This window comes from Methylophaga sp., from assembly GCF_009711715.1.
GTDB lineage: Bacteria > Pseudomonadota > Gammaproteobacteria > Nitrosococcales > Methylophagaceae > Methylophaga.
The window spans coordinates 62,238-82,140 of the sequence record NZ_VENF01000011.1 but is presented as its reverse complement, the minus strand read 5'-3'; the positions used below and the strand labels follow the sequence as shown (position 1 = coordinate 82,140).

Below are 19,903 nucleotides of genomic sequence, written 5' to 3'. Positions count from 1 at the left end.
CAAAACGTGCACCGTTTTGAGTCAAACCGCAGGGGGCAAGATGGGTGACATCTGGCAACAAGCGATCGACAGTGCGCAGCAATTGCGCCATGACCTGCACCGGCATCCCGAGCTGGGCTGGCAGGAAGTGCGCACGGCAGATCTGATTCGTCGTGAACTCAGCGCCCTGAATATTCCCTGGCAATCCTGTGCCGAGCTGGGCACTCTAGGTCGACTTAATCCTGAGGGCAAAGGCCAGCACATCGCCCTGCGGGCCGATATGGACGCCTTACCGATTCTGGAGCAAAACGAGCATGCGTGGCGCTCGGAACATGAAGGTTTTATGCATGCCTGCGGACATGACGGCCACACTGCCACCTTGCTGGCGACAGCCAGCTGGTTGAAATCAGTCGAGTCACAACTGCCCGGGCCGGTCACCTTGCTATTCCAGCCTGCCGAAGAAGGCGGGCATGGCGCTAAAAAGATGATTGAAGATGGCGCGCTTGAGGGGATTGATATGATTTTCGGCTGGCATAACTGGCCGGTCATTCCCTTTGGCAAACTGGTCTGTCCTGACGGCATTGTCATGTGCGGTAACGGTACCTTTCAAATCAACCTGCAGGGCCGGGGTGGCCATGCCAGCCAGCCGGAACTCTGCCGCGACCCGGTACTGGCCGCGAGTGCTGTGACTCAGGCACTGCAGCAGATTGTCAGTCGCCATGTCGCGCCCCAGCATCCGGCAGTCGTCAGCGTCACCTCGATTGAAGCGCCCAGCGCCCCGACGGTGATACCGGATTCGGCGCTGATAGGCGGCAGTATCCGGGTGCCTGATAGGGTGACCCGTGAACGGGTTAATCAATTAATCACGCAAATCAGTCAGCAAACGGCAGCAGCCTACGGCGTTGAGGCTGAAGTCAGACATTTTCCCCGCTATGACGCCACCATCAATCATGCTTCACAAGCTGCTTTGGTACGCCAGCAATGGCAACTGGATCATGGGGAAGGTGGCCTCGACAAGCTGCTGCCAGTTCCGGTCATGGCCTCTGAAGATTTCAGTTATTACCTGGAACAGATTCCCGGTGCGTTCGCCCTGATTGGTGCCGATGACGGACCCGGACATCAGGCTGTTTGCCACAGTCCTTTATATGATTTCAATGACAGGTTGATACCACTCGTCACTCGACTTTATGCGCGCTTGGTCGGTGCGCCGCTAGCAGAATAACCGGCCCGTTTTCCGTTGCCGCGGCATCGGCGTTGCCATTTTGGAGGTGTTTAATGAGTGTATTTGATCAACGTGAGTCCGCTATCCGAGCTTATTGCCGTGTTTATCCGGTTGTGTTCGATAAAGCCCGCAATGCCAGGCAGATGGATGAAGATGGCAAGGAATATATCGACTTTTTCGCCGGTGCCGGGGTGCTCAATTTTGGTCACAACAACGAACGCATGACCCAGGCTGTTATTGATTACATTCAGTCAGGCGGTGTGACCCATGCACTGGACATGATGACCGTTCCTAAGCGTCGTTTTATGGAACGGTTTGAAAAAGTCGTACTGAAACCGCGCAATATGAATCATAAAATGCAATTCATGGGCCCCACCGGTACGAATGCGGTTGAAGCCGCGATGAAACTGGCACGGCGGGTAACGGGTAGACAGGAAATTGTCGCTTTTACCCGAGGTTTCCATGGGATGACACTGGGTTCACTGGCCGCAACGGCCAACCGATATTTCCGGGGAGCGGCCGGCGTACCACTCAATCACGTGTCGCATTATCCTTTTGGTTGCAACAAACCCTGTATGGGCTGCGAATCTGGTTGTGGTGTGCAAGGCATTGAGCATATGCGTAGCTTGTACCGTGATACCTCCAGCGGGGTTACGCCACCGGCTGCGTTTCTGCTGGAAACGATTCAGGCTGAAGGCGGTGTCAATGTCGCCTCTAAAGAATGGCTGCAGGCAGTGGCGGCACTGGCGAAAGAGGTCGGCGCTTTACTGATTGTCGATGATATACAGGTCGGCATGGGACGTACCGGTTCCTTTTTCAGCTTTGATGATATGGGGATTGATCCTGACATCATCTGTCTGGCCAAGGGCCTTGGTGGTTTGGGTACGCCCATTGCGATGAACCTCACTAAGCCGGAGGTCGATGAGTACTGGGCGCCGGGTGAGCATACCGGCACCTTCCGTGGCCAGAGTATTTCCTTCGTGGCCGGCAATGAAGCACTGAGCTATTTCGAAGACAACAGCCTGATGACCGAAGTGCACGCTAAGGGCGATGTGATGAACGAGGCATTGAGACCGCTTGAGGAACGTTATGATCAGGTGCAGATCCGCGGCAGGGGCATGATTCTCGGTCTGGACGTGCTGACAGGTGAACGGGCCAAGGCCATTGTCGAAAGGTGTTTTGAAGCTGGTTTGCTGATTGCCTCCTGCGGCACCGGCGGCAGGGTTGTGAAACTGATTCCACCACTGACCATACCTGACAATGATCTTGAAGAAGGGCTCAGGATCCTGGTCGATGTGACCCAGAAAGTCATGGAGGAAACGGCATGAGACAACGCGAGGACATGACCTTTCCGTTTGAGGAATATGAACGCAGGCTGAGCGAGTTACGGGTCCGAATTGCCCAGCGTCTGCTGGATGCAGTGGTTATCACCGATCCGGAAAATATCATGTACCTGACGGACTATCAGACCACCGGTTATTCCTTCTTCCAGGCGCTGGTGGTACCGCTTGAGCAGGAACCCTTCATGATTACCCGGCAAATGGAGGAGTCCAACATTATTGCCCGCACCTGGGTCGAGCGAACCCGACCCTATCCGGATACCGGTGATGCGATTCAGATGCTGGTCGATGCCTTGCGTGAGTTCGGGCTGGCGAACAAACGTATTGGTTATGAAAGAAACAGTTACTTTTTCCCGGCCTATCAGCAGGACTTTATCCACACTACACTCACCGACGGCAAACTACTGGACTGTTTCGGGATTGTGGAACAGGGGCGGATTCGCAAATCCGAAGTCGAAATCGACCTGATGCGTAAGGCAGCAGCAGCCACCGAGGCCGGTATGCAGGCCGGGCTTGAAGCCGCTGCGGCCGGAGTGACCGAGAACGAGATCGGCGCGGCCATCAGCAGCGCGATGTTCAAGGCCGGCGGCGAGCCACCGGCTGTCATGCCCTATGTTACTTCCGGGCCACGGACCATGATCGGTCATGCCACCTGGGAAGGGCGCACAGTGCAGCCGGGCGAGCATGTCTTTCTCGAAGTCGGTGGCTGCTACCGCCGTTATCACACCGCATTGATGCGTACCGTTGTGCTGGGTGAACTCAGTGATTCAATGTACAAAGCACAGGAACGGATGAAAATGGCACTGAATGCTGTGCATGAAATCGTTCAGCCGGGCATGACCGTTTCTGATGTCGATAATCTGGTACGCAATATCATTACCAATAATGATGTCGGTGCCCGGCTGGTGACACGCTCCGGTTATTCCATCGGTATCGCTTTCCCGCCAAGTTGGGATGAAGGCTATATCTGCAGTCTGAAGCAGGGCGAGTCGGCCATCCTTGAAGAAGGTATGACCTTTCATGTTATCCCCTGGATGTGGGGAGTAGATGGTGATAAGACCTGTGGTATCTCCGATACCATTCATATCACAGCGGATGGTTGTGAGTCTTTCTTCACACTGGATCGTGACTTTACCGTCAAACCCGAACAGGGCCAGAAAAAGTTGGCCAAGCTGGAACAGGTCGCTCAAAAAAATAGTGACGAAGAATTTGGAGACAAACCTAAAACCGCCAAGAATACAAAGTGAGGTGCCGATGTTAAATGCAACCAATCCCTACACAGGTCAGATCCTGAATCATTACCAAGGGCTGGACGAGGCCGGTATCGAACAACGTATCGATGCCGCCCACCAGGCTTATGCAACGTGGTCGAGGCAAAGCATTGCCGAGCGAGCCGAGGTGCTGAGAGCGGTCGCTGACAAGCTGCGGGAGAATAAACCGTTGCTCGCCAAATTAATGGCTGAAGAAATGGGAAAGCCGGTCAAAGAGGGCGGCCCGGAAGTGGAAAAAGCAGCCTGGTGCGCCGAGCACTATGCCGAGCATGCCGAAATGTATCTGGCCAGGGAAGAACTGCCTTCAGATGCGTCATTGAGCTATGTGTGCTATCAGCCGCTGGGAACATTGCTTGGCATTCTGCCCTGGAATGCCCCGTTATGGCTGGCATTTCGTTATCTGGCCCCGGCTCTGATGGCGGGAAACACCTGTGTGATGAAACATGACCAGCATGTACCGGGTTGCGCTGAGGCCATTGAAACCGTCTTCCGGGAAGCCGGTGCACCAGACAATATTATGGTGAATCTGCCGGTTGAGACGCCGCTGGTTGAAAAGGCGATTCGTGACCCGCGCATTGTTGCTGTGTCATTTACCGGTTCACCCGGCGCAGGGGGGAAGGTTGCATCAACCGCGGCATCAGAAATTAAACCTTCTGTTTTAGAACTGGGTGGCAGTGACCCCTTCATTGTGCTGCAGGATGCTGATTTGGAAGCGGCAGCCGATGTCGCCACTCTGTCGCGTATTATCAATGCCGGACAATCCTGTATTGCGGCTAAGCGCGTCATTGTCGAGGCACCGGTTTATGATGATTTTATCGGCCGGGTTTTCGAAAGACTGCAGAAACTCAAACTGGGCGATCCCCTGTCAGAGGAAACCGATATCGGTCCGATTGCCCGTTTTGACTTGCGTGAGGATCTGCACAGGCAGGTCACCGAGACCATCGCTGACGGGGCGCGATGTCTGATGGGGGGCGAGATGCCCGAAGGCGAGGGCTTTCTATATCCTGTGACCATGCTGGTGGATGTTACCGCTACGATGACGGCATTTCGAGAAGAGACCTTCGGGCCTGTAATGTGCGTTATCCGGGCTGATGATGCCAAACACGCCATCGAGCTTGCCAATGACAGCGAGTTTGGACTGGGAGCCGGTGTCTGGACCGGTAATGCCGCATTAGCTGAAGATATGGCGATGCAACTGGAAGCCGGTCAGGTTGCCATCAACGGCATCGTTAAAACTGATCCGCGTCTGCCAAGCGGTGGTATTAAAAAATCCGGTTATGGTCGTGAACTGGGACCGCACGGCATCAAGGAATTTGTGAATGCCAAGCAGGTGTGGATTAAATAGCGCCTGCCAGCCCGGCTCAGAATCTGGCCGCAGTTTGATGACGGAATGTGCGTTTGCACCAGAGCCACAAACCGGCAATGCTGAGTACGCTGAGCAGTAATCCACAGAGGAAGACCAGCAATCGACCAGGCATTGCAAACGCCTCACCACTGTGTAGCGGAAACAACCAGAAAGCTATTTTCTGCCTGAAGCTGAGATCGGCATAATGCTGTTCAGCCAGGATCTGACTGCTTTGCGGGTGCAGCCACAGCATGGAGCTGCCTGATGTCTTGCGCGGGTCCCCGGCTGTTCTGAGGATAAAAGCAGCGACAGGCTGAGACTGTGTTGGCTGGCTAACACGCATCCATTCTGCATTGGGCCAGTGCTGGCTGACAGCAGGCAACCAGTCATTAATATCGATTATTTTGTCCGGATCAAGCTTCACATCCAGCTGTGGTGGTGCTGGTCGATTTAGCAATGCCTCAGTCTGATCATGAAAAATCATGCTAACCCCGGAAATGATTAACACGATGGACACGGGCAAGGCCGTCAGACCACAGAGAATATGCCAGCGACGAAGTTTCCCGATAAGGGGCGTTTTGCGATGTTTCCTTGCCAGCAACCAGTCCCGGGCTGCGCGACTTCTTGGCCAGCCCAGATAGACACCGATGATTAGATTCACCAACAGCACCAGGGCGAGAAAGCCGAGAAACAGGGACCCGTTGCGATCCAGTAACAAGGTAAAGTGAAGCCGGTAGATAAAAGAAGTGAAGTAACTGCCCCATTCACGGATGCCAGTCACTTCGGCGGTGTAGGGGTTAATCAGCACTTCCATTCGTTTTCCGTGATGCGGAGAAGAGGCCTGCATCACGGGATAGGCCATGAAGACCGTGCTGCCATGACGAGGTTTACGCAGAGAACTGATATGGACTGTCTGAGGCAGGGCCGACGAGGCTGTTGCCATTATTTGACTTAGTGGTGCCGGTTCGCCATCGGGTGGCACTTCAATCAGAAGGATTTCCGGATTGAGCCATTCGTCAATGGCATGATCAAAAACTATGATTGATCCGCTGATGCTTTGCAGCAACAGCGGAATCAGAATAATCAGACCAGAGATTTTATGGAACTCAATCCAGAATCGTCGCATGGACACAGACTAGCGGTTTCCACTTAAAAGTCCAGCGAGTACCCCAGTGTTACAGTCCGGCCACGCCCTTTGAAGTAACGTTCATCGAGTGTGTTGGCGGTCTGAGAGTAATAATCGAAATAGTCTTCATCGAGCAGGTTGGCAAAGGCCAGGTTTACAGTGCCTTTAGGCAACTGATAGGCCAGTGAGGCATCCACCAGAGTATAGCCATCAAATTTGATTTCCGGGTCACCCGGCTCTTCATCGAAACTGCGGTCAAAATTATGGCTGAGCTGAACAAAAGAAGACAGTTTAGGTGTCCAGCTGGCGTTCCAGTTGGCGATCAGACGATTGGGCGGGATGTTATTGCCATCCAGATCGCTGTCTATACTGCCATTATCATCAGAGTCATAGCGGCCGCGGATATACGAATAGCTGAGTTCAACACGATGGTCGTCATTAGCCTGAAAACCTAATGTGGTTTCGACACCATTGATTTCAGTCTTTTCCCGCCTGACGAAATAGGTACCGCCGATATTCTCCAGTCTTGAGCCCAAATCAGAGTCGGATTCGTAATAACTCACCTCGAAATCGATTGGATCCCAGTCAATCCGGAAACCAATTTCACGGTTATCGGTCAGCACCGGTTGCAGGTTGAGGAAGTCATCTACATCCTGTCCGGGAGTGCCGATGCCGCGTAATACTCGGCCAACATCGGGCATACCGAAACCTTCAGAGTAGTTGGCGAAGACACTGAACCAGCTCAATGGTGAGATAACAATACCGGCGTTGTAGAGTGTTTCGCTGAAATCAGGATTACCGCCTTCGACGGTGACCCCCCCAGCATTATTGGTTGAATGAATAGTCTGGAAATCATCCACATCCAGCTTCGCTTTTTCGTGGCGGATACCCGCATTTAACACCAGCATATCAACAGGTTTCAGCTGCGCCTGCAGAAAAGGTGCATAGTTTTTGAAGGTGGTTTCCGGTACCCAGCTGCGGTTTGTGGCTGCCAGTTCCTGCTCGGTCGTGTCATGCAGAATGTCCATGCCGGCGGTTAAAGTCAGCTTATCTTTGAATAAATCGTCTTTTGTCAGTGTGAACTTGGCGCCTTTTTTGATTGAGCTGGTTTGCGACTGGTCATATAAGGTACCAACAGGGGCAATAGCCGGATCCTGAAATGAGCCAAAGATACCGGCGCCGAACAAGGCTTCAAATTCCTGCCGATAGGCCTGGGCAGTAAAATGCATGCCGGCCAAATCATAATCTTCAAACTTGATGCTGGTCGTCGTGACCTCATTATGCGGAGCATCACCAGGTGGTGTCTGTTCGGTCGATGTAGCCGGGATTTTCCTGTTCCGATCACCGGGAACCGACAAATAATCGTTGTCGCCATCCAGTTCGTAACGGTTTAATTGCAGTTCGATGTTTTGATTGTCAGTCAGCCAGTAACCCAGTTTGCCAAACAAATCATAGCTACGGGAGGCCATGATATCGCCCTGGGTGTTGTCGACACCGATGGCATTATCATCGGCATCCAGGAACAGTCCCTGCTTTTCGTAACTCAGGCCCAAGGCATACTCAACATCTTTCTGACTGCCACGCAGACCGTAGCTGGTCCGGTAGCCGAAAGTGTCACCATCGACTTCACTGGTTGGCGAAGTCATCTGAACATTCATGTTCTGGTCCAACTTGTTCGTGGTTGGTCTGCGGGTAATGAAATTGATAATACCGCCGGTGGCACCGAGACCATGAATGGCACTGGCACCATGAATGACCTCGATGCGCTCTACCATGGATAAATCGATGGTGTGACCGTCACGCTGGGCATCACGTAACGGGTTAGATTGCGGAATGCCATCAATCAGGAACAAAGGCGCTCGGCCACGAAAAGTTTCACCGGCACTGCTCAGTTTCTGACGGGCAGGGGTAAAAGAAGGTAGCAGGCTGCTCAGCACCTGTGAGGCATCCGGCGATATTTTGAGCTGTTGCTCAATTTCCTCGCGTTCGATGATGGTGACGACCTGTGGTGAGTCTTCAATTTTTGTTTCAGCCCGTGTCGAAGTAATAGTCATTTCATCCAGCTCGACGGCTTTATCAGCGTAAGCCAGGGATGATAATGAAAGGGCCGGTATCAGGGTGATTAATTGCTTTGATAACACTTTGAGTCTCACCATTTTCTCCTGTCTGCGTGAAAATAATGAGGTATGCTAAACTAAATGATAATTATTATCAATTGAATAAATATCAAAAATGTCAGCTCCGACTGATCCTGACAACTATCTTTCAGAGACGGGCACCTCAGGCCTGAGGTGAAGATAGGACTGATCGATGAGATCGTTGTAGACACCCTCAACGTTCAGCGGTAACCATGCTTCATACATTTTGAGTGACCGAAACGCATCAAGCCGGATGTCCTGTTGCAGCGTTTTTAGGTTTTTACCTTCTCGCATACCGTCAAGCACAGCCGCGTAGAGCTGTTCTAAATAACGGAGATAAAAGCGGACATCGTTTTTATCACCGATGTCGCCATGGCCACCAACCAGTAAATCAAAATCCATCGCCAGCACGTCCCTGGTGGAATTTATCATGCCGCGGATATCATAGCCGGGCAGGTTTTTATAGGGCATGCGTCCCAGCACAATCCAGTCAACTACATGCACAACGCGCTGCGAGGGGAAGTTGATGGAAATGGAACCTTTACCATTATTAGGACCGTGATAGCGTAAGACGATTTGTGTGTCGCCAAGAAAAAGCTGCATTTCATCGTTGAACACGAGATCGGGTATTTGGGTATCGGCTTTAGTGGCCAGCAGATCATCACGTGCCCAGGCATGCGCGACAAATGTCACGCCGGGTTCGGCAAAGATCTCGCCACCATAAACATGATCAGGGTGATTATGACTGTAGATAACGTAACGGACGGGTTTATCGAAGCGCTCATTGAGCGCCTGCTTCAACCACTTGGCGCCCTCTGTCGATAGCGGATCGGTCAGTGCAATACCTTCATCAGTCACAACAAACACAGCGTGATGAGTGCCATTACTGAATTTGAATATATTGTCTTTGACCGGCGTAATGCTGAATTCAGCGGCATTGGCGGATGATAGGAATAAGCAGGTCAAAATAATAGCGACTCTAAGCCAGGGCATGTTCATCAAGTCCTGTGTTGCACATAATGCGTTTGTAGCATTCAGATAAGCTCAGTCCCAGCGAGTCAGACAGGTTATTCGTTCTCTGAATAAACGGATAGTTCATAGTCGTTATCGCTTGTTACCAAGAGATGAAACTCGATTGGACGACAACAGACTTCGCAGTCCTCTATGTACTGCTGTTCAGACACACTGCAATCGATAAGCACCGTAAAGTGCTCGCCGCAGTAGGGACACATGATGGTGCTTTCTTCCAGGGGATGAAGCATGAGTTGGCCTCCACATAAGTGGTGCGTTTAAAAGCGCTTTACTTCATTGTGGCACGTAAGAAGCTCAACGCGAAAGGCTGAAAAGATGACGTTTATCACCCAGTCCGATACCGGTTTCGATAATGCTGAAACCCAATGACTGATAAAACGCTATCAGGGCAGGGTAGTGAGCCACGGCATCAAGTTGTATAACGGCATCGCCAGCCCGGCTAATGCAGTATTGCATCAGTTGTTTGCCGTAGCCTTTACCCTGTGCTTCGGGACTGACAGCAAGCTGTGTGATATAGAAGTCTGCTTGAGGGGCCTGAGGCCAGCACGCCGAGTAATATTCTGCTTTTTCCGTTCCCAGCGCGATACAACCCAGGATCGCATTATCAGACTCGAGCACAAAGACCTTTTTTCCACTTAAATTGGCTTTGACTGAATCCTCATCATAAACACCCAGCCAGTGATGCATGCCCTGATCACTCATCGACTGGGCACAGGATTGTAATAAAGCCGTAATGGCAGCAACGTCACTGTCTGTGGCTAGCCGGATTTGAGAAGAAGTCATACTAAAGCCAAGCCTATGCTTGCCAGCAGACACCAGGCCACTACCAGCAGGGCAGATAATCTGAAAAACTGCAGCATAATAAAGCCGATAAGCGCAATCACAAAATCACTGACGTGGTGAACGGCGCTGATCCAGATGGGATCATACAGGGCGGCTGCAAGCAAGCCGACCACACTGGCATTGATCCCAGCCAAAGCGCTGGCAGCCAGGGGATATTTCAAAACCGACTGCCATAAAGGCAGCATCGCCGAAATTAACAGAAATCCGGGCAGGAAAATGGCACACAAGGCCAGCACCGCGCCGCTAAGGCCGCCCATCTCGCCAGGTAACAAGGCACCCAGATAGGCAGCGACAGAAAAAACCGGTCCCGGCACAGCCTGCGCTGCACCATAACCGGCGAGATAGTCATCCGCTGCGACCCAGCCAGGATCGACCACCGTTTGCTCCAACAGGGGCAGGACCACATGACCACCACCGAATACCAGGGCCCCGGCACGGTAAAAAGCATCCAGAACGGCAATCAGACTATTCATACCGGCCATAAAAGGCAGGCTGAACAGTAAAATCATAAACACTGCCAACAGTGTCCAGGCAATGCGTTTACCATAGTCAATATCAAACTGACTGGCGGGAAAGTGTTGATGACGACAAAGTACCAAACCGGCCAGCGCGCCGCCGATAACAACGGCGATTTGTGCCATTGGCTGATTCACCAGCACAAGAAACACAACCGCTACCAGGGCAATAAAACGACGCTGCCAATCCGGCGTGAGTTGTCTGGCCATCAGCCAGACGGCCTGAGCCACCACCGCCAGTGCAACCAGTTTAAGACCGTGAATCGCAGCGCTGCCAATCGTGTCAGATAAATAGGGTAGCCACTGAGCAAAGGCGAACAGAAGAATCGCTGAAGGCAGCGTAAAGGCGGTAAATGCTGCCAGACCACCCAGCCAGCCGGCACGCATCAGCCCTATACTGAATCCCATTTGACTACTGGCAGGGCCGGGCAGAAACTGGCAAAGCATCAGTAGCTGGGCGAACTGTTCTTCACTGAGCCAGCGGCGTTTCTCGATGAATGCCTCCCGGTAATAGGCAATATGTGCGATGGGGCCGCCAAATGACGTGAGCCCGAGCTTGAGGAATGTGACAAAGACTTCAGTCGCCGTGCCTTGCTTGCTCATGCTGTATCCGTTTCTATGTCATGAGCCTGAATTATGCTTGCCTCAGACAGGATTGCAAGCCATCGAGCGGTTGTAGCTACCCGACCTGAGCCGGACGGGTAAGCTGGACCGAAGGATTGACTTTGTTCTGTTGCAGATGATTCCAGATCTTCTCATGAAAATAGAAAGCCACTGTGTTGATGGCGGGTTCAACCATCGCCATGACACTCCCGGACAGAATGCTGCCCGTCAACAAATAACCTACAGTGAATGCCACACTGAAGTGAACGATTGCGAAACTGATTGTTTTAGCCATAACCATGTCTCCTTTTTGAGAATGATTATCATTAATTGCTTTGTTCAAGTAAAACAACTTAGTCCAATCGTTATCATTGGAAAAAACATAATAGATAAAAGAATAATCTTTCATCGGCTCAGTCGATTAATATAACCAGAATTACTTGTTTCACTTTAGGCTCCAGAGCTAATAGAATAAAAATCAAATTCAGGCGAACCTGACTCTCGCCTGATTGACTAAGGTCATTTATAACCTTGAACAAGGAGGCACAATAATGAGTACCATTGATATTGGTATCAATCAGCAGGATAGACAAGACATTGCAGACGGCCTGAAGCGTCTCTTGGCCGACAGTTACACCCTGTATCTGCAAACACATAACTTCCATTGGAATGTAACAGGCCCTCAGTTCCGTGAACTGCACCTGATGTTTGAAGAGCATTACACTGAACTGGCCCAGGCGGTTGATGATATCGCTGAACGTATTCGTACGCTGGGTGTTGCTGCTCCCGGGACTTACAAATCCTTTGCCCAGCTCAGCAGCATTGAAGAAGTGGAAGGGGTTCCGGGGGCTGCCGATATGGTTGTTACCCTGACCCATGGCCATGAACAGGTTGTGAAAACCTGTCGTGAGGTGCTGAAAACGGCACAGGATGCAGATGATGAGTCAACCGCAGCACTGGTCGGTGACCGCATGCGGGTTCACGAGAAAACCGCATGGATGCTGCGTGCCATGCAGTAAGTTCAGTCACAGACTGTTAAGAAAAAGGGAGCTTAAGCTCCCTTTTTTATTGCCTGAGGTTCCGGCTGTTGAATCAACAAAGCTTTCAGCTCTTCAATCTGACGCGATAAATCAGCGATAGTCGGCTCTCCGGCATGGTCTATCCGCCATTGCTCAGCACTTTCTTTTTCCATCACATTGACCACGATGCCGATCAGCATATTCAGAAAGGCAAAAGCGTTGAGAAAAATAAAACTGATATAAAAAATCCAGCTCAATGGATGCACGGCCATGGTTTCGTACATCACATCTGTCCAGTCTTCAAAAGTCATGATCCGGAACAGGGTGAGCATGGAGACAGTAATATCACCCCATAAAGTCGCGTTGATTTTTGCAAAAAAGGTGGTGCCGACCGCCGCATAAATATACACGATGATGAACATCAGCAGCGCCACATAACCGAGCTGGGGCAGTGCTTTGAGCAATGAGTTGAGCAGAGTGCGCAGTTCCGGAATTACCGAGACCATCCGCAATACCCGGAAGATGCGAATCAGTCTGCCCACCAGGGCCAGTTCACTGTCTTCGATGGGGATCAGGCTGACGATGACAATCAGGCTGTCGAAGATATTCCAACCGCTTTTGAAAAACTGCCATTTTCGTTCCTCGGCAAAAAAACGAATGCTGATCTCGAGCAGGAAAAACAGCGTGATAGCGTAATCCAGCCAGACCATGATATTGAGAAAGGCGGGCGAAATATCATAAGTTTTGGCGCCAGCCAGCAGGGCGGAAAACAGAATAACGCCAACGACAATGATCTCGAATAAGCGGTTGCTTCTGATCGCACTGAACATGCGAGTCAGACGGAACGTTGATTTGGGTTGAACACGCTGCATAGATGCTCCAGATAGGTGATGACTTCCCGCGGAATAATAACGGGCGCCTGGATTTATGCAACTGCCATGTGTTCAGAACAGGATTGTGATAAGGTCAGGAAAAAAGCGGAGAAGGCATTAATGAACACGACATTGAGAGATATCGTCGGGCTGGGACATCAGCCATCGGCGCTAAGCGATTCGGCTCTGATTATGATTGACTGTCAGAACACCTATCGTCAGGGTGTGATGCAGCTTGAAGGAGTGGAAGCGGCCCTCAAACAGGCGCAAAGGCTACTGCAGATGGCAAGAGATAACGGCGTGCCGGTGTTCCATATCCAGCATGATGGCGGGGCAGGGTCACCCTATGATCTCAATACAGCCCTGGGTGAAATAGCAGAAGAAGTCGCCCCGGCGGATGGCGAGCATGTGATCACCAAAAACTTTCCCAACGCCTTTGTTCAGACACCGCTGGATGAATATCTCCGTGGGCAGGGCATAGACAATATTATTCTGGCCGGATTTATGACCCATATGTGTGTCAATTCCACAGCCCATGGCGGTTTTAATCTGGGATATAACCCTACCGTCGTTGCCAGTGCCACGGCAACACGCAGTCTGGATGCGCCTGACGGCAGCATACTGCCGGCCAGACAAGTACATGAAGCAGCGCTCGCCTCCACACGGGACTTGTATGCAGCGGTGATTAATTCGGTGGATGACTTAAAGCTGTAAGCTGTCTTCTGGCAGGCTGAAAGCCAGCTCAAAGCCTAGTCGCAGCGCACTTTCCCCGCTCATTTCATAGGGGTTAAATTGCTTTTTGCCGGCGTATCGCAGGATGAGTGATTCTGGATCCCGGTACGTACAGTATGTGCTGTTTATCGAAGCTGCGATGGCTGATTTCATTGTAATTAAGCAGGATGACATCCTGAGATGGCGGTGATCGTCGTGGATTCTGCGGTACAGTTCATTCACCGCCGCGCGGCCGCCTTCCGGGCATTGCAGGAAGAAGTCACCGTTGAAGCACAAGGCGCCGCTGATAGCTGATTTCTTATTATTGACACCTGACTGGGACAGGATCTGGTACATCTCATTATCTTTCCAGTCGGCGGCGCGGGTGCCGGCATTGACGAGACTGACCTGATAGATACCAGTTTACTCCCTGTTTTCCAACGACTGCTGCGGCACCTTGCGGACTTTGCTGGTGTCATAGCCCATTGCTGCAATCAGCTTCAGCATGTCCTGATAGTCTTTAGCTGGAATCTGAGGCGTTCTTGCCATGATCCAGACATAGTCTCTTTTATTACGGCCAATTATGACCTGGCTGTAATCCTCAGTCAGGTAAACGATCCGGTAATCGGCCTTGATCGGCCAGACAAACTGCATGCCCCAGACTGCGTTGGTTTCTGTATTTTCAACGAAGCCTTTGGGGTGATAGGTCTTCAGTTCACCATCAAAACTGCCTTCACGAAAAGTAAAAGTGGTCGCAATTGTCCCGTCATTATTTAAGGAGTAGGACTCGACTGCGTTATAAGCCTGCTCTTCTATAAAAGTGGGAATGTTGGCGATGACATACCAGTCGCCCATAAAGCGCTCGATATTGACATAATCAACGGTGTCCAGCGGTGGTTTGGATAGACTCTGACAACCGAAAAGACCGAGACAGGCTGATAAGATCAGGCCGAATTTGAAATAAAGTTGCATGACTGACTCCTGTGTTTGAGTCAGTGTTGGACCGAATCTGTGAATTTGTCGTGAAGCCCCGGATTAGCGCGACATGCCCTGAATTTGTGCGTTTTGGCAGGGAATAGATAAAAAAAGAGCCTGCGTCCAGCAAGCTCAAAAATAACCGAAGAAGAGGAGTCACTCTCCGGTCTGAACTGTGAATATAAGAATTTTATTAATTTCGGGTTGTCTCAGGCCTGTGATATTTTGCATGGCTGGAAATTTGCTTACGATTACCAGCGTTTGATTGAGACCCACTAAGCGAAAAGCATTAAAACGGTATCCAGTATACTGATTTTAATTGGGGTACACTATACAGCAGTTTAAAGGAGTCCTTTAATGCAGCTCACCACCCATTCGGATTACGCGATGCGTTTGCTGATTTATCTGGCGATTCATCCCGGCGATAGACCGGCTACCGTCAAGGATGCTGCTGAACGTTATGGGATTTCCACCAATCACCTGGCAAAAGTGGCACAAAAACTGGTTCAGGAAAAAATCGTCCTCAGTCAGCGTGGTCGTGGTGGCGGTCTTAAGCTTGCCGTGCAGCCAGTCGATATCAACATTGGCAAATTAATCCGCAAAACAGAAAACCTTGAACTACTGGAATGTTTCGGTGACCAGTGTGCTTGCCCCATTGATAATGTCTGTATTCTCTACAGCGCACTGCGCAAAGCGCAAAAAGCTTTTCTGGATGTCCTTGATGGCTACACGCTGGAAGATGTCGTTAAGAACAAAGCCAAACTACTTCAGAGTCTCAACGTCGCCTGAAATTAGCTCATCCCTGAGCTTTATCCTTTGAATTAGCCTGCCAACTGAAGTGCCGGGCCAAATGCTTCGAGATGAATCTGTTCGGCCGGTACACCGGCTTTTGTCAGCAACTGATGACAGTGCTGCATCATGCCGTTGGGACCACACAGATAAAAGTCGGCAGAGGTATCCACCGAGGCAATCAAGTCTTCGTCAATCAGGCCTTCACTATGAAAACGGCCCTGATAACGGTCATTGTCTGTGGGCTCACTGTAGCGAATATGCCAGTCAAAGTTGCCATATTTGTTTTCGAGTTCAGCAATCTCATCCGCAAAAGCAAGTGTCTCACCGTTGACAGCAGCCTGGATTAAGGTGACCGGTGAGTCATCGTTATTATTATCCAGACTGGCATGCAGCATCGACAGTAATGGCGTGATGCCGACACCACCGGCAATCATCACCATTGGTTTGCCAACCGGGGTACGAATGGTGAACTCGCCGCAGGGCGGACCAACCCAGATGGTATCGCCGGCGCCAAGCTGATCATGCAGGAAATTCGAAACGACACCATGGGGCGCGTCATCCCTGCGAGCAGTTTCCCGTTTAACGCTGATACGGTAATAATCCTCACCGGGTTTATTCGACAGGCTGTAATTGCGCATTGTCTCGGTGTCTTCAGCTACTGGTACACGGATGGTGATGTACTGTCCGGCCTGGTGGGGATTGAGCGGCTGGTCGTCTGCCGGTTGCAGATAAAATGAACTGATTACCCGGCTGTTATCTTCACGTTTGATGACTTTGAATGGTTTAAAGCCCTGCCAACCGTGGTGTTGTTCATGGTTACGGTATATCTCAGCTTCGCGCTCAATAAAAATATCTGCCAGCACTTGGTAGGCTTCTGCCCAAGCATTGACGATATCGTCAGTAGCGGCATCACCCAGTAATTCCTTGATAGCTGCCAGCAGGTTCTGTCCGACAATGGGGTAATGTTCGGCTCTGATACCCAAAGACGCATGTTTCTGTGCAATCAATTCGACCGCTGCTGCCAGCGCGGCGGGGTTATCAATATTTTCAGCATAGGCACAGATCGCCCCGGCCAGTGCTTTTTGCTGACTGCCGGCTTTCTGGTGTGCCTGATTGAAGAATGGTCCGACCTCGGGATTGTTTTCAAACATCCGCTGATAAAACAGCCGGGTGAGTTGTTCGCCATGGGCTTGCAGAACAGGTACAGTGGCTTTGATAGTCGCGATTGTATCAGGGCTCATTATGCGGCCTCCTAAATAGGTATATGAAATGCATATTTGTAAGCTGTATATTATTTACGACTTTTAGTTTCGTCAAGTATTGATGTTGAAAACAGGAATAAATAAATGAAGGCCTGGCGACAGAGTCAGCGTCAGCGGCTGATCGAAGAGAGAGCTGCGCTATCACCTGAAGCGCATCGGTTGATAGCAGCTCACTGTCTGGCGCACGTTTCTGATTATTTAGCACGCTGTGAACCCGGCGTGCTCGGACTTTACTGGCCGATAAAAGGTGAACTGGATTGCCGTCCTCTCGCGGAGTCATTGTTAAAAGCGGGGTGGATTTTGAGTGTCCCGGTTATCAACAATGAGACCAGAAAACTGGATTTCGCCCGCTGGCAGCCCGATACAGCAATGACCACCGGTATCTGGAATATTCCTGTGCCGGCAAGTCCGGAGTGGCTGAGTCCGACCCGTTTCCTTGTGCCGTTGGTAGGTTTTGACAAAGCCAATTACCGGCTGGGCTACGGTGGTGGTTATTACGATCGGACCCTGGCGAATAAGGGCAATGAGATAGAAACGATTGGTGTTGGTATGGAAATGGGGCGGTTTGAGACCATTCATCCGCATGCGCTGGATATTCCGATGCACCGGATCATTACTGAAGCGGGGATGCAGATGCCTGAACCCAATACATCGACAGGACTCTAAAGGTATACCGTTAGTAAAATCGAGGTGCTTGTATGTCAAACGTCAGCATTATCGGCATGATTCTGTATCTGATACTGGCCATATTCGGCGGGTTTCTGACTGGTTTATTCAGTCGCTATGCTTATCACGGCGCAGTTAAAGAGTTCGGTAAAGCCATTGCGATCGTGTTCAGTATTGTTTTTTATGTCGCTCCTGCATGGGCTGTACTGAGTCTGTTCAAGGATGATGATTTGGATGTGTTCTACTTGCTGCTGCTTGCGAGTTTTGCTTTCGGCGTGTTCTATTTCAAACGTATCGGCGGGGAGCAGTCCGAAGACAGACACTATCATTTACCTGACGAGGATGAGCGCTGACTGGAGCGATTTGCATAATACAATGGCAGGCATTAATTCCAGATATTGAGCACGGCAAAATAACCACAAAGAAAATAGCGAAATTTGTTTCACTAAAACTGGTATTTGAGGTGCATCTTGCCTATCATGTCAGGTTTTTTCCCGAGTCAGGCCCATGCAAAGCCGAAAACGTCTCTACAGTATTATTATCAGTGTGATTGTATTGCTGGGTTTTCTAGCGACCAGCCTGATTGGCTACTTTGTGGCACGGGACTCCATTGCAGATCGTTTGCAGCAGGAAATGCTGCCACTGACCAGCGATAATATTTATTCTGAAATTCAGCGCGATCTGCTGCAGCCGGTATTGATTTCGTCGCTGATGGCCAATGATACCTTCGCCATAGATTGGGTGGCGAACGGTGAGCAGGATCCGCTCAAGATGCAGCGTTATCTTGCTCAAATTCAGGACAAGTACGAAACCATTACCGCTTTCTTCGTTTCTGAAAAAAGCCGGCTTTATTATCATCCTGACGGTATTATCAAACAGGTCTTAAAAGATGAACCTGCCGATCAATGGTATTTCCGTGCCCGTGATATGAATCAGGATTATGAAATCAATATCGACCAGGATACGGCTGATCGATCCCGCCTGAGTATCTTTGTCAATTACCGGGTGGAAAACAAACAGGGTGAGTTTATCGGCCTTATCGGTGTCGGGCTGTCGATGGAAAGCGTGGTGCAGTTAATTGAAAACTACCAGCAGCGTTATGGTCGCGAAATCTACTTCGTTAACCGTCAGGGCGAGGTCATGCTGCAAAGCAGTCAGTACAGTCACGATTTGCATATTCAGAACAAAGCTGGCCTGGATAAGTTATTTACCCGTATTCTGACGTCTCCCAGTGCCTCGGTATCCTTTGAAACCAAAAACGGTAATGTCATTTATCTCAATAGCCGTCTGGTGCCGGAATTCGACTGGTTTTTGATTGTTGAGCAGATTAACGATCCGGCTTCAGAGCGGATCGAAGCGGCACTATGGATCAATATCCTGGTCTCCCTCGCTATCAGTATTGTGGTGCTGTTTATTGCCCATCTTGCGCTCAGAGGTTACCAGGCAAGGCTTGAGACCATGGCGACCCGCGATAAGCTCACCGGTGCTGCCAGCCGTCAGGTATTCGACAGCCTGTTCGACCAGGCCCTGGCGAAATCCCGCCGCAATCAACAACCTATTTCCCTGGCGCTGATTGATATTGACCATTTCAAGCAGGTTAATGACAACTATGGCCATCAGCATGGTGATCAGGTGCTTGAAGCAGTAGCACGGATCATCAAATTACATATCCGTAAGGAGGATGTGTTGTGTCGCTGGGGCGGGGAAGAGTTTCTGGTGATGTTTACTGACTGTGATCAGGCTCATGCACAGCAACGAATCGAAGCGATTCGTCTGGCAATTTCGGCCTGGACATTCCATTTTGATGAGAGCAAGTTTGCAGTGACGGTGAGTGCTGGTCTGGCCGAGCTTGCCGGGGGGGACACGATGGCAAGCTTGATAGAACGGGCTGATAAGGCACTGTATCTCGCCAAAGGGGCCGGTAGAAACTGTATCAGGCTGGCTGAATAACTTTCAGCCATAAAAAAAGCCCCTCGACGGGGCTTTTTCTGCGTAGGGGCTATGTATTAGCGGTTGCAGATATACATAGTGACTTCGAAGCCGAAACGCATGTCTGAATATTCTGGTTTAGTCCACATGATGAATTTCCTCTCTGTTTGCTTACTTGAGAACTTCAAGTAGTTGTCTGCTATTTTAGAGAGTGCCACAAGAAGCACAATCAGTGTTTGACCCGATATTCATCAGGATTTTCC

At 50.6% G+C, this 19,903-nt stretch carries 22 protein-coding genes; 10 read left to right on the top strand and 12 right to left on the bottom strand.

Annotated elements, in window-relative coordinates; translation table 11 throughout:
• Positions 1–40 precede the first annotated feature (40 nt).
• Genes doeB2 through FH755_RS08625 form a run of 4 tightly spaced genes read left to right on the top strand, consistent with a single transcriptional unit; the run spans position 41 to position 5,157 of the window.
• On the top strand, positions 41–1,201 hold the full coding sequence (gene doeB2, locus FH755_RS08640) for a N(2)-acetyl-L-2,4-diaminobutanoate deacetylase DoeB2 (protein ID WP_292440594.1): 1,161 nt from the start codon (positions 41–43) through the stop codon (positions 1,199–1,201).
• A 53-nt stretch (positions 1,202–1,254) separates the two neighbouring features.
• The gene (locus FH755_RS08635) at positions 1,255–2,529 is read left to right on the top strand and encodes an aspartate aminotransferase family protein (RefSeq protein ID WP_292440592.1); all 1,275 of its coding nucleotides are present in this window, start codon (positions 1,255–1,257) and stop codon (positions 2,527–2,529) included.
• Complete coding sequence (gene doeA, locus FH755_RS08630; RefSeq protein WP_292440589.1) at positions 2,526–3,788, top strand: ectoine hydrolase; 1,263 nt, start codon at positions 2,526–2,528, stop codon at positions 3,786–3,788. The genes FH755_RS08635 and doeA overlap by 4 nt, the downstream gene beginning before the upstream one ends.
• 7 nt (positions 3,789–3,795) lie before the next feature.
• Complete coding sequence (locus FH755_RS08625) at positions 3,796–5,157, top strand: NAD-dependent succinate-semialdehyde dehydrogenase (RefSeq protein ID WP_292440586.1); 1,362 nt, start codon at positions 3,796–3,798, stop codon at positions 5,155–5,157.
• 16 nt (positions 5,158–5,173) lie between these two features.
• On the opposite strand, the gene FH755_RS08620 is transcribed toward FH755_RS08625, so the two are convergent.
• From FH755_RS08620 to FH755_RS08590, 7 genes are all read right to left on the bottom strand, one after another.
• Positions 5,174–6,283, bottom strand: a complete 1,110-nt coding sequence (locus FH755_RS08620; protein WP_292440892.1) for a PepSY-associated TM helix domain-containing protein — start codon at positions 6,281–6,283, stop codon at positions 5,174–5,176.
• Between the two features lie 23 nt (positions 6,284–6,306).
• Positions 6,307–8,439, bottom strand: a complete 2,133-nt coding sequence (locus FH755_RS08615) for a TonB-dependent receptor (protein WP_292440584.1) — start codon at positions 8,437–8,439, stop codon at positions 6,307–6,309.
• A gap of 102 nt (positions 8,440–8,541) precedes the next feature.
• Complete coding sequence (locus FH755_RS08610) at positions 8,542–9,414, bottom strand: MBL fold metallo-hydrolase (protein WP_292440582.1); 873 nt, start codon at positions 9,412–9,414, stop codon at positions 8,542–8,544.
• A gap of 74 nt (positions 9,415–9,488) precedes the next feature.
• On the bottom strand, positions 9,489–9,653 hold the full coding sequence (locus tag FH755_RS08605; protein WP_292440891.1) for a CPXCG motif-containing cysteine-rich protein: 165 nt from the start codon (positions 9,651–9,653) through the stop codon (positions 9,489–9,491).
• A 94-nt stretch (positions 9,654–9,747) separates the two neighbouring features.
• The gene (locus FH755_RS08600; protein WP_292440580.1) at positions 9,748–10,236 is read right to left on the bottom strand and encodes a GNAT family N-acetyltransferase; all 489 of its coding nucleotides are present in this window, start codon (positions 10,234–10,236) and stop codon (positions 9,748–9,750) included.
• Positions 10,233–11,414 carry a chromate efflux transporter gene (chrA, locus tag FH755_RS08595; RefSeq protein ID WP_292440578.1) on the bottom strand — a complete coding sequence of 394 codons (1,182 nt, stop codon included), beginning with the start codon at positions 11,412–11,414 and terminating at the stop codon, positions 10,233–10,235. The genes FH755_RS08600 and chrA overlap by 4 nt, the downstream gene beginning before the upstream one ends.
• A 76-nt stretch (positions 11,415–11,490) precedes the next feature.
• Positions 11,491–11,709, bottom strand: a complete 219-nt coding sequence (locus tag FH755_RS08590; RefSeq protein WP_292440576.1) for a DUF2061 domain-containing protein — start codon at positions 11,707–11,709, stop codon at positions 11,491–11,493.
• Positions 11,710–11,965: 256 nt separating this feature from the next.
• On the opposite strand from FH755_RS08590, the gene FH755_RS08585 reads away from it, so the two are divergent.
• A complete protein-coding gene (locus FH755_RS08585; protein WP_292440575.1) occupies positions 11,966–12,433 on the top strand; it encodes a Dps family protein in 468 nt (155 codons plus the stop codon).
• Positions 12,434–12,465: 32 nt separating this feature from the next.
• On the opposite strand, the gene FH755_RS08580 is transcribed toward FH755_RS08585, so the two are convergent.
• Entirely contained in the window at positions 12,466–13,305 is an 840-nt protein-coding gene (locus FH755_RS08580; protein ID WP_292440573.1) for an ion transporter, read from the bottom strand.
• A 120-nt stretch (positions 13,306–13,425) separates the two neighbouring features.
• Here FH755_RS08580 and FH755_RS08575 point away from each other — a divergent pair, with 120 nt between their 5' ends.
• On the top strand, positions 13,426–14,019 hold the full coding sequence (locus tag FH755_RS08575) for a cysteine hydrolase family protein (protein WP_292440571.1): 594 nt from the start codon (positions 13,426–13,428) through the stop codon (positions 14,017–14,019).
• Here FH755_RS08575 and FH755_RS08570 read toward each other — a convergent pair.
• Both FH755_RS08570 and FH755_RS08565 read right to left on the bottom strand, forming a co-directional pair.
• Positions 14,008–14,433: a BLUF domain-containing protein gene (locus tag FH755_RS08570; protein ID WP_292440890.1), complete on the bottom strand. Its 426-nt coding sequence runs from the start codon at positions 14,431–14,433 to the stop codon at positions 14,008–14,010. The two genes, FH755_RS08575 and FH755_RS08570, sit on opposite strands and share 12 nt — an antisense overlap.
• Positions 14,434–14,439: 6 nt before the next feature.
• Complete coding sequence (locus FH755_RS08565; protein ID WP_292440569.1) at positions 14,440–14,988, bottom strand: lipocalin family protein; 549 nt, start codon at positions 14,986–14,988, stop codon at positions 14,440–14,442.
• Positions 14,989–15,348: 360 nt separating this feature from the next.
• Here FH755_RS08565 and FH755_RS08560 point away from each other — a divergent pair, with 360 nt between their 5' ends.
• The gene (locus FH755_RS08560) at positions 15,349–15,780 is read left to right on the top strand and encodes an Rrf2 family transcriptional regulator (RefSeq protein WP_292440567.1); all 432 of its coding nucleotides are present in this window, start codon (positions 15,349–15,351) and stop codon (positions 15,778–15,780) included.
• 32 nt (positions 15,781–15,812) lie between these two features.
• On the opposite strand, the gene hmpA is transcribed toward FH755_RS08560, so the two are convergent.
• Entirely contained in the window at positions 15,813–17,024 is a 1,212-nt protein-coding gene (gene hmpA / locus FH755_RS08555) for an NO-inducible flavohemoprotein (RefSeq protein ID WP_292440565.1), read from the bottom strand.
• A 105-nt stretch (positions 17,025–17,129) separates the two neighbouring features.
• Here hmpA and FH755_RS08550 point away from each other — a divergent pair, with 105 nt between their 5' ends.
• From FH755_RS08550 to FH755_RS08540, 3 genes are all read left to right on the top strand, one after another.
• Positions 17,130–17,711, top strand: a complete 582-nt coding sequence (locus tag FH755_RS08550; RefSeq protein ID WP_292440563.1) for a 5-formyltetrahydrofolate cyclo-ligase — start codon at positions 17,130–17,132, stop codon at positions 17,709–17,711.
• A 32-nt stretch (positions 17,712–17,743) separates the two neighbouring features.
• The gene (locus FH755_RS08545) at positions 17,744–18,064 is read left to right on the top strand and encodes a hypothetical protein (RefSeq protein ID WP_292440561.1); all 321 of its coding nucleotides are present in this window, start codon (positions 17,744–17,746) and stop codon (positions 18,062–18,064) included.
• A gap of 154 nt (positions 18,065–18,218) precedes the next feature.
• The gene (locus FH755_RS08540; RefSeq protein ID WP_292440559.1) at positions 18,219–19,661 is read left to right on the top strand and encodes a sensor domain-containing diguanylate cyclase; all 1,443 of its coding nucleotides are present in this window, start codon (positions 18,219–18,221) and stop codon (positions 19,659–19,661) included.
• Between the two features lie 56 nt (positions 19,662–19,717).
• Here the strand turns inward: FH755_RS08540 and pqqA are convergent, their stop codons facing one another.
• A complete protein-coding gene (gene pqqA, locus FH755_RS08535; RefSeq protein ID WP_081443609.1) occupies positions 19,718–19,789 on the bottom strand; it encodes a pyrroloquinoline quinone precursor peptide PqqA in 72 nt (23 codons plus the stop codon).
• Positions 19,790–19,903: the final 114 nt, after the last annotated feature.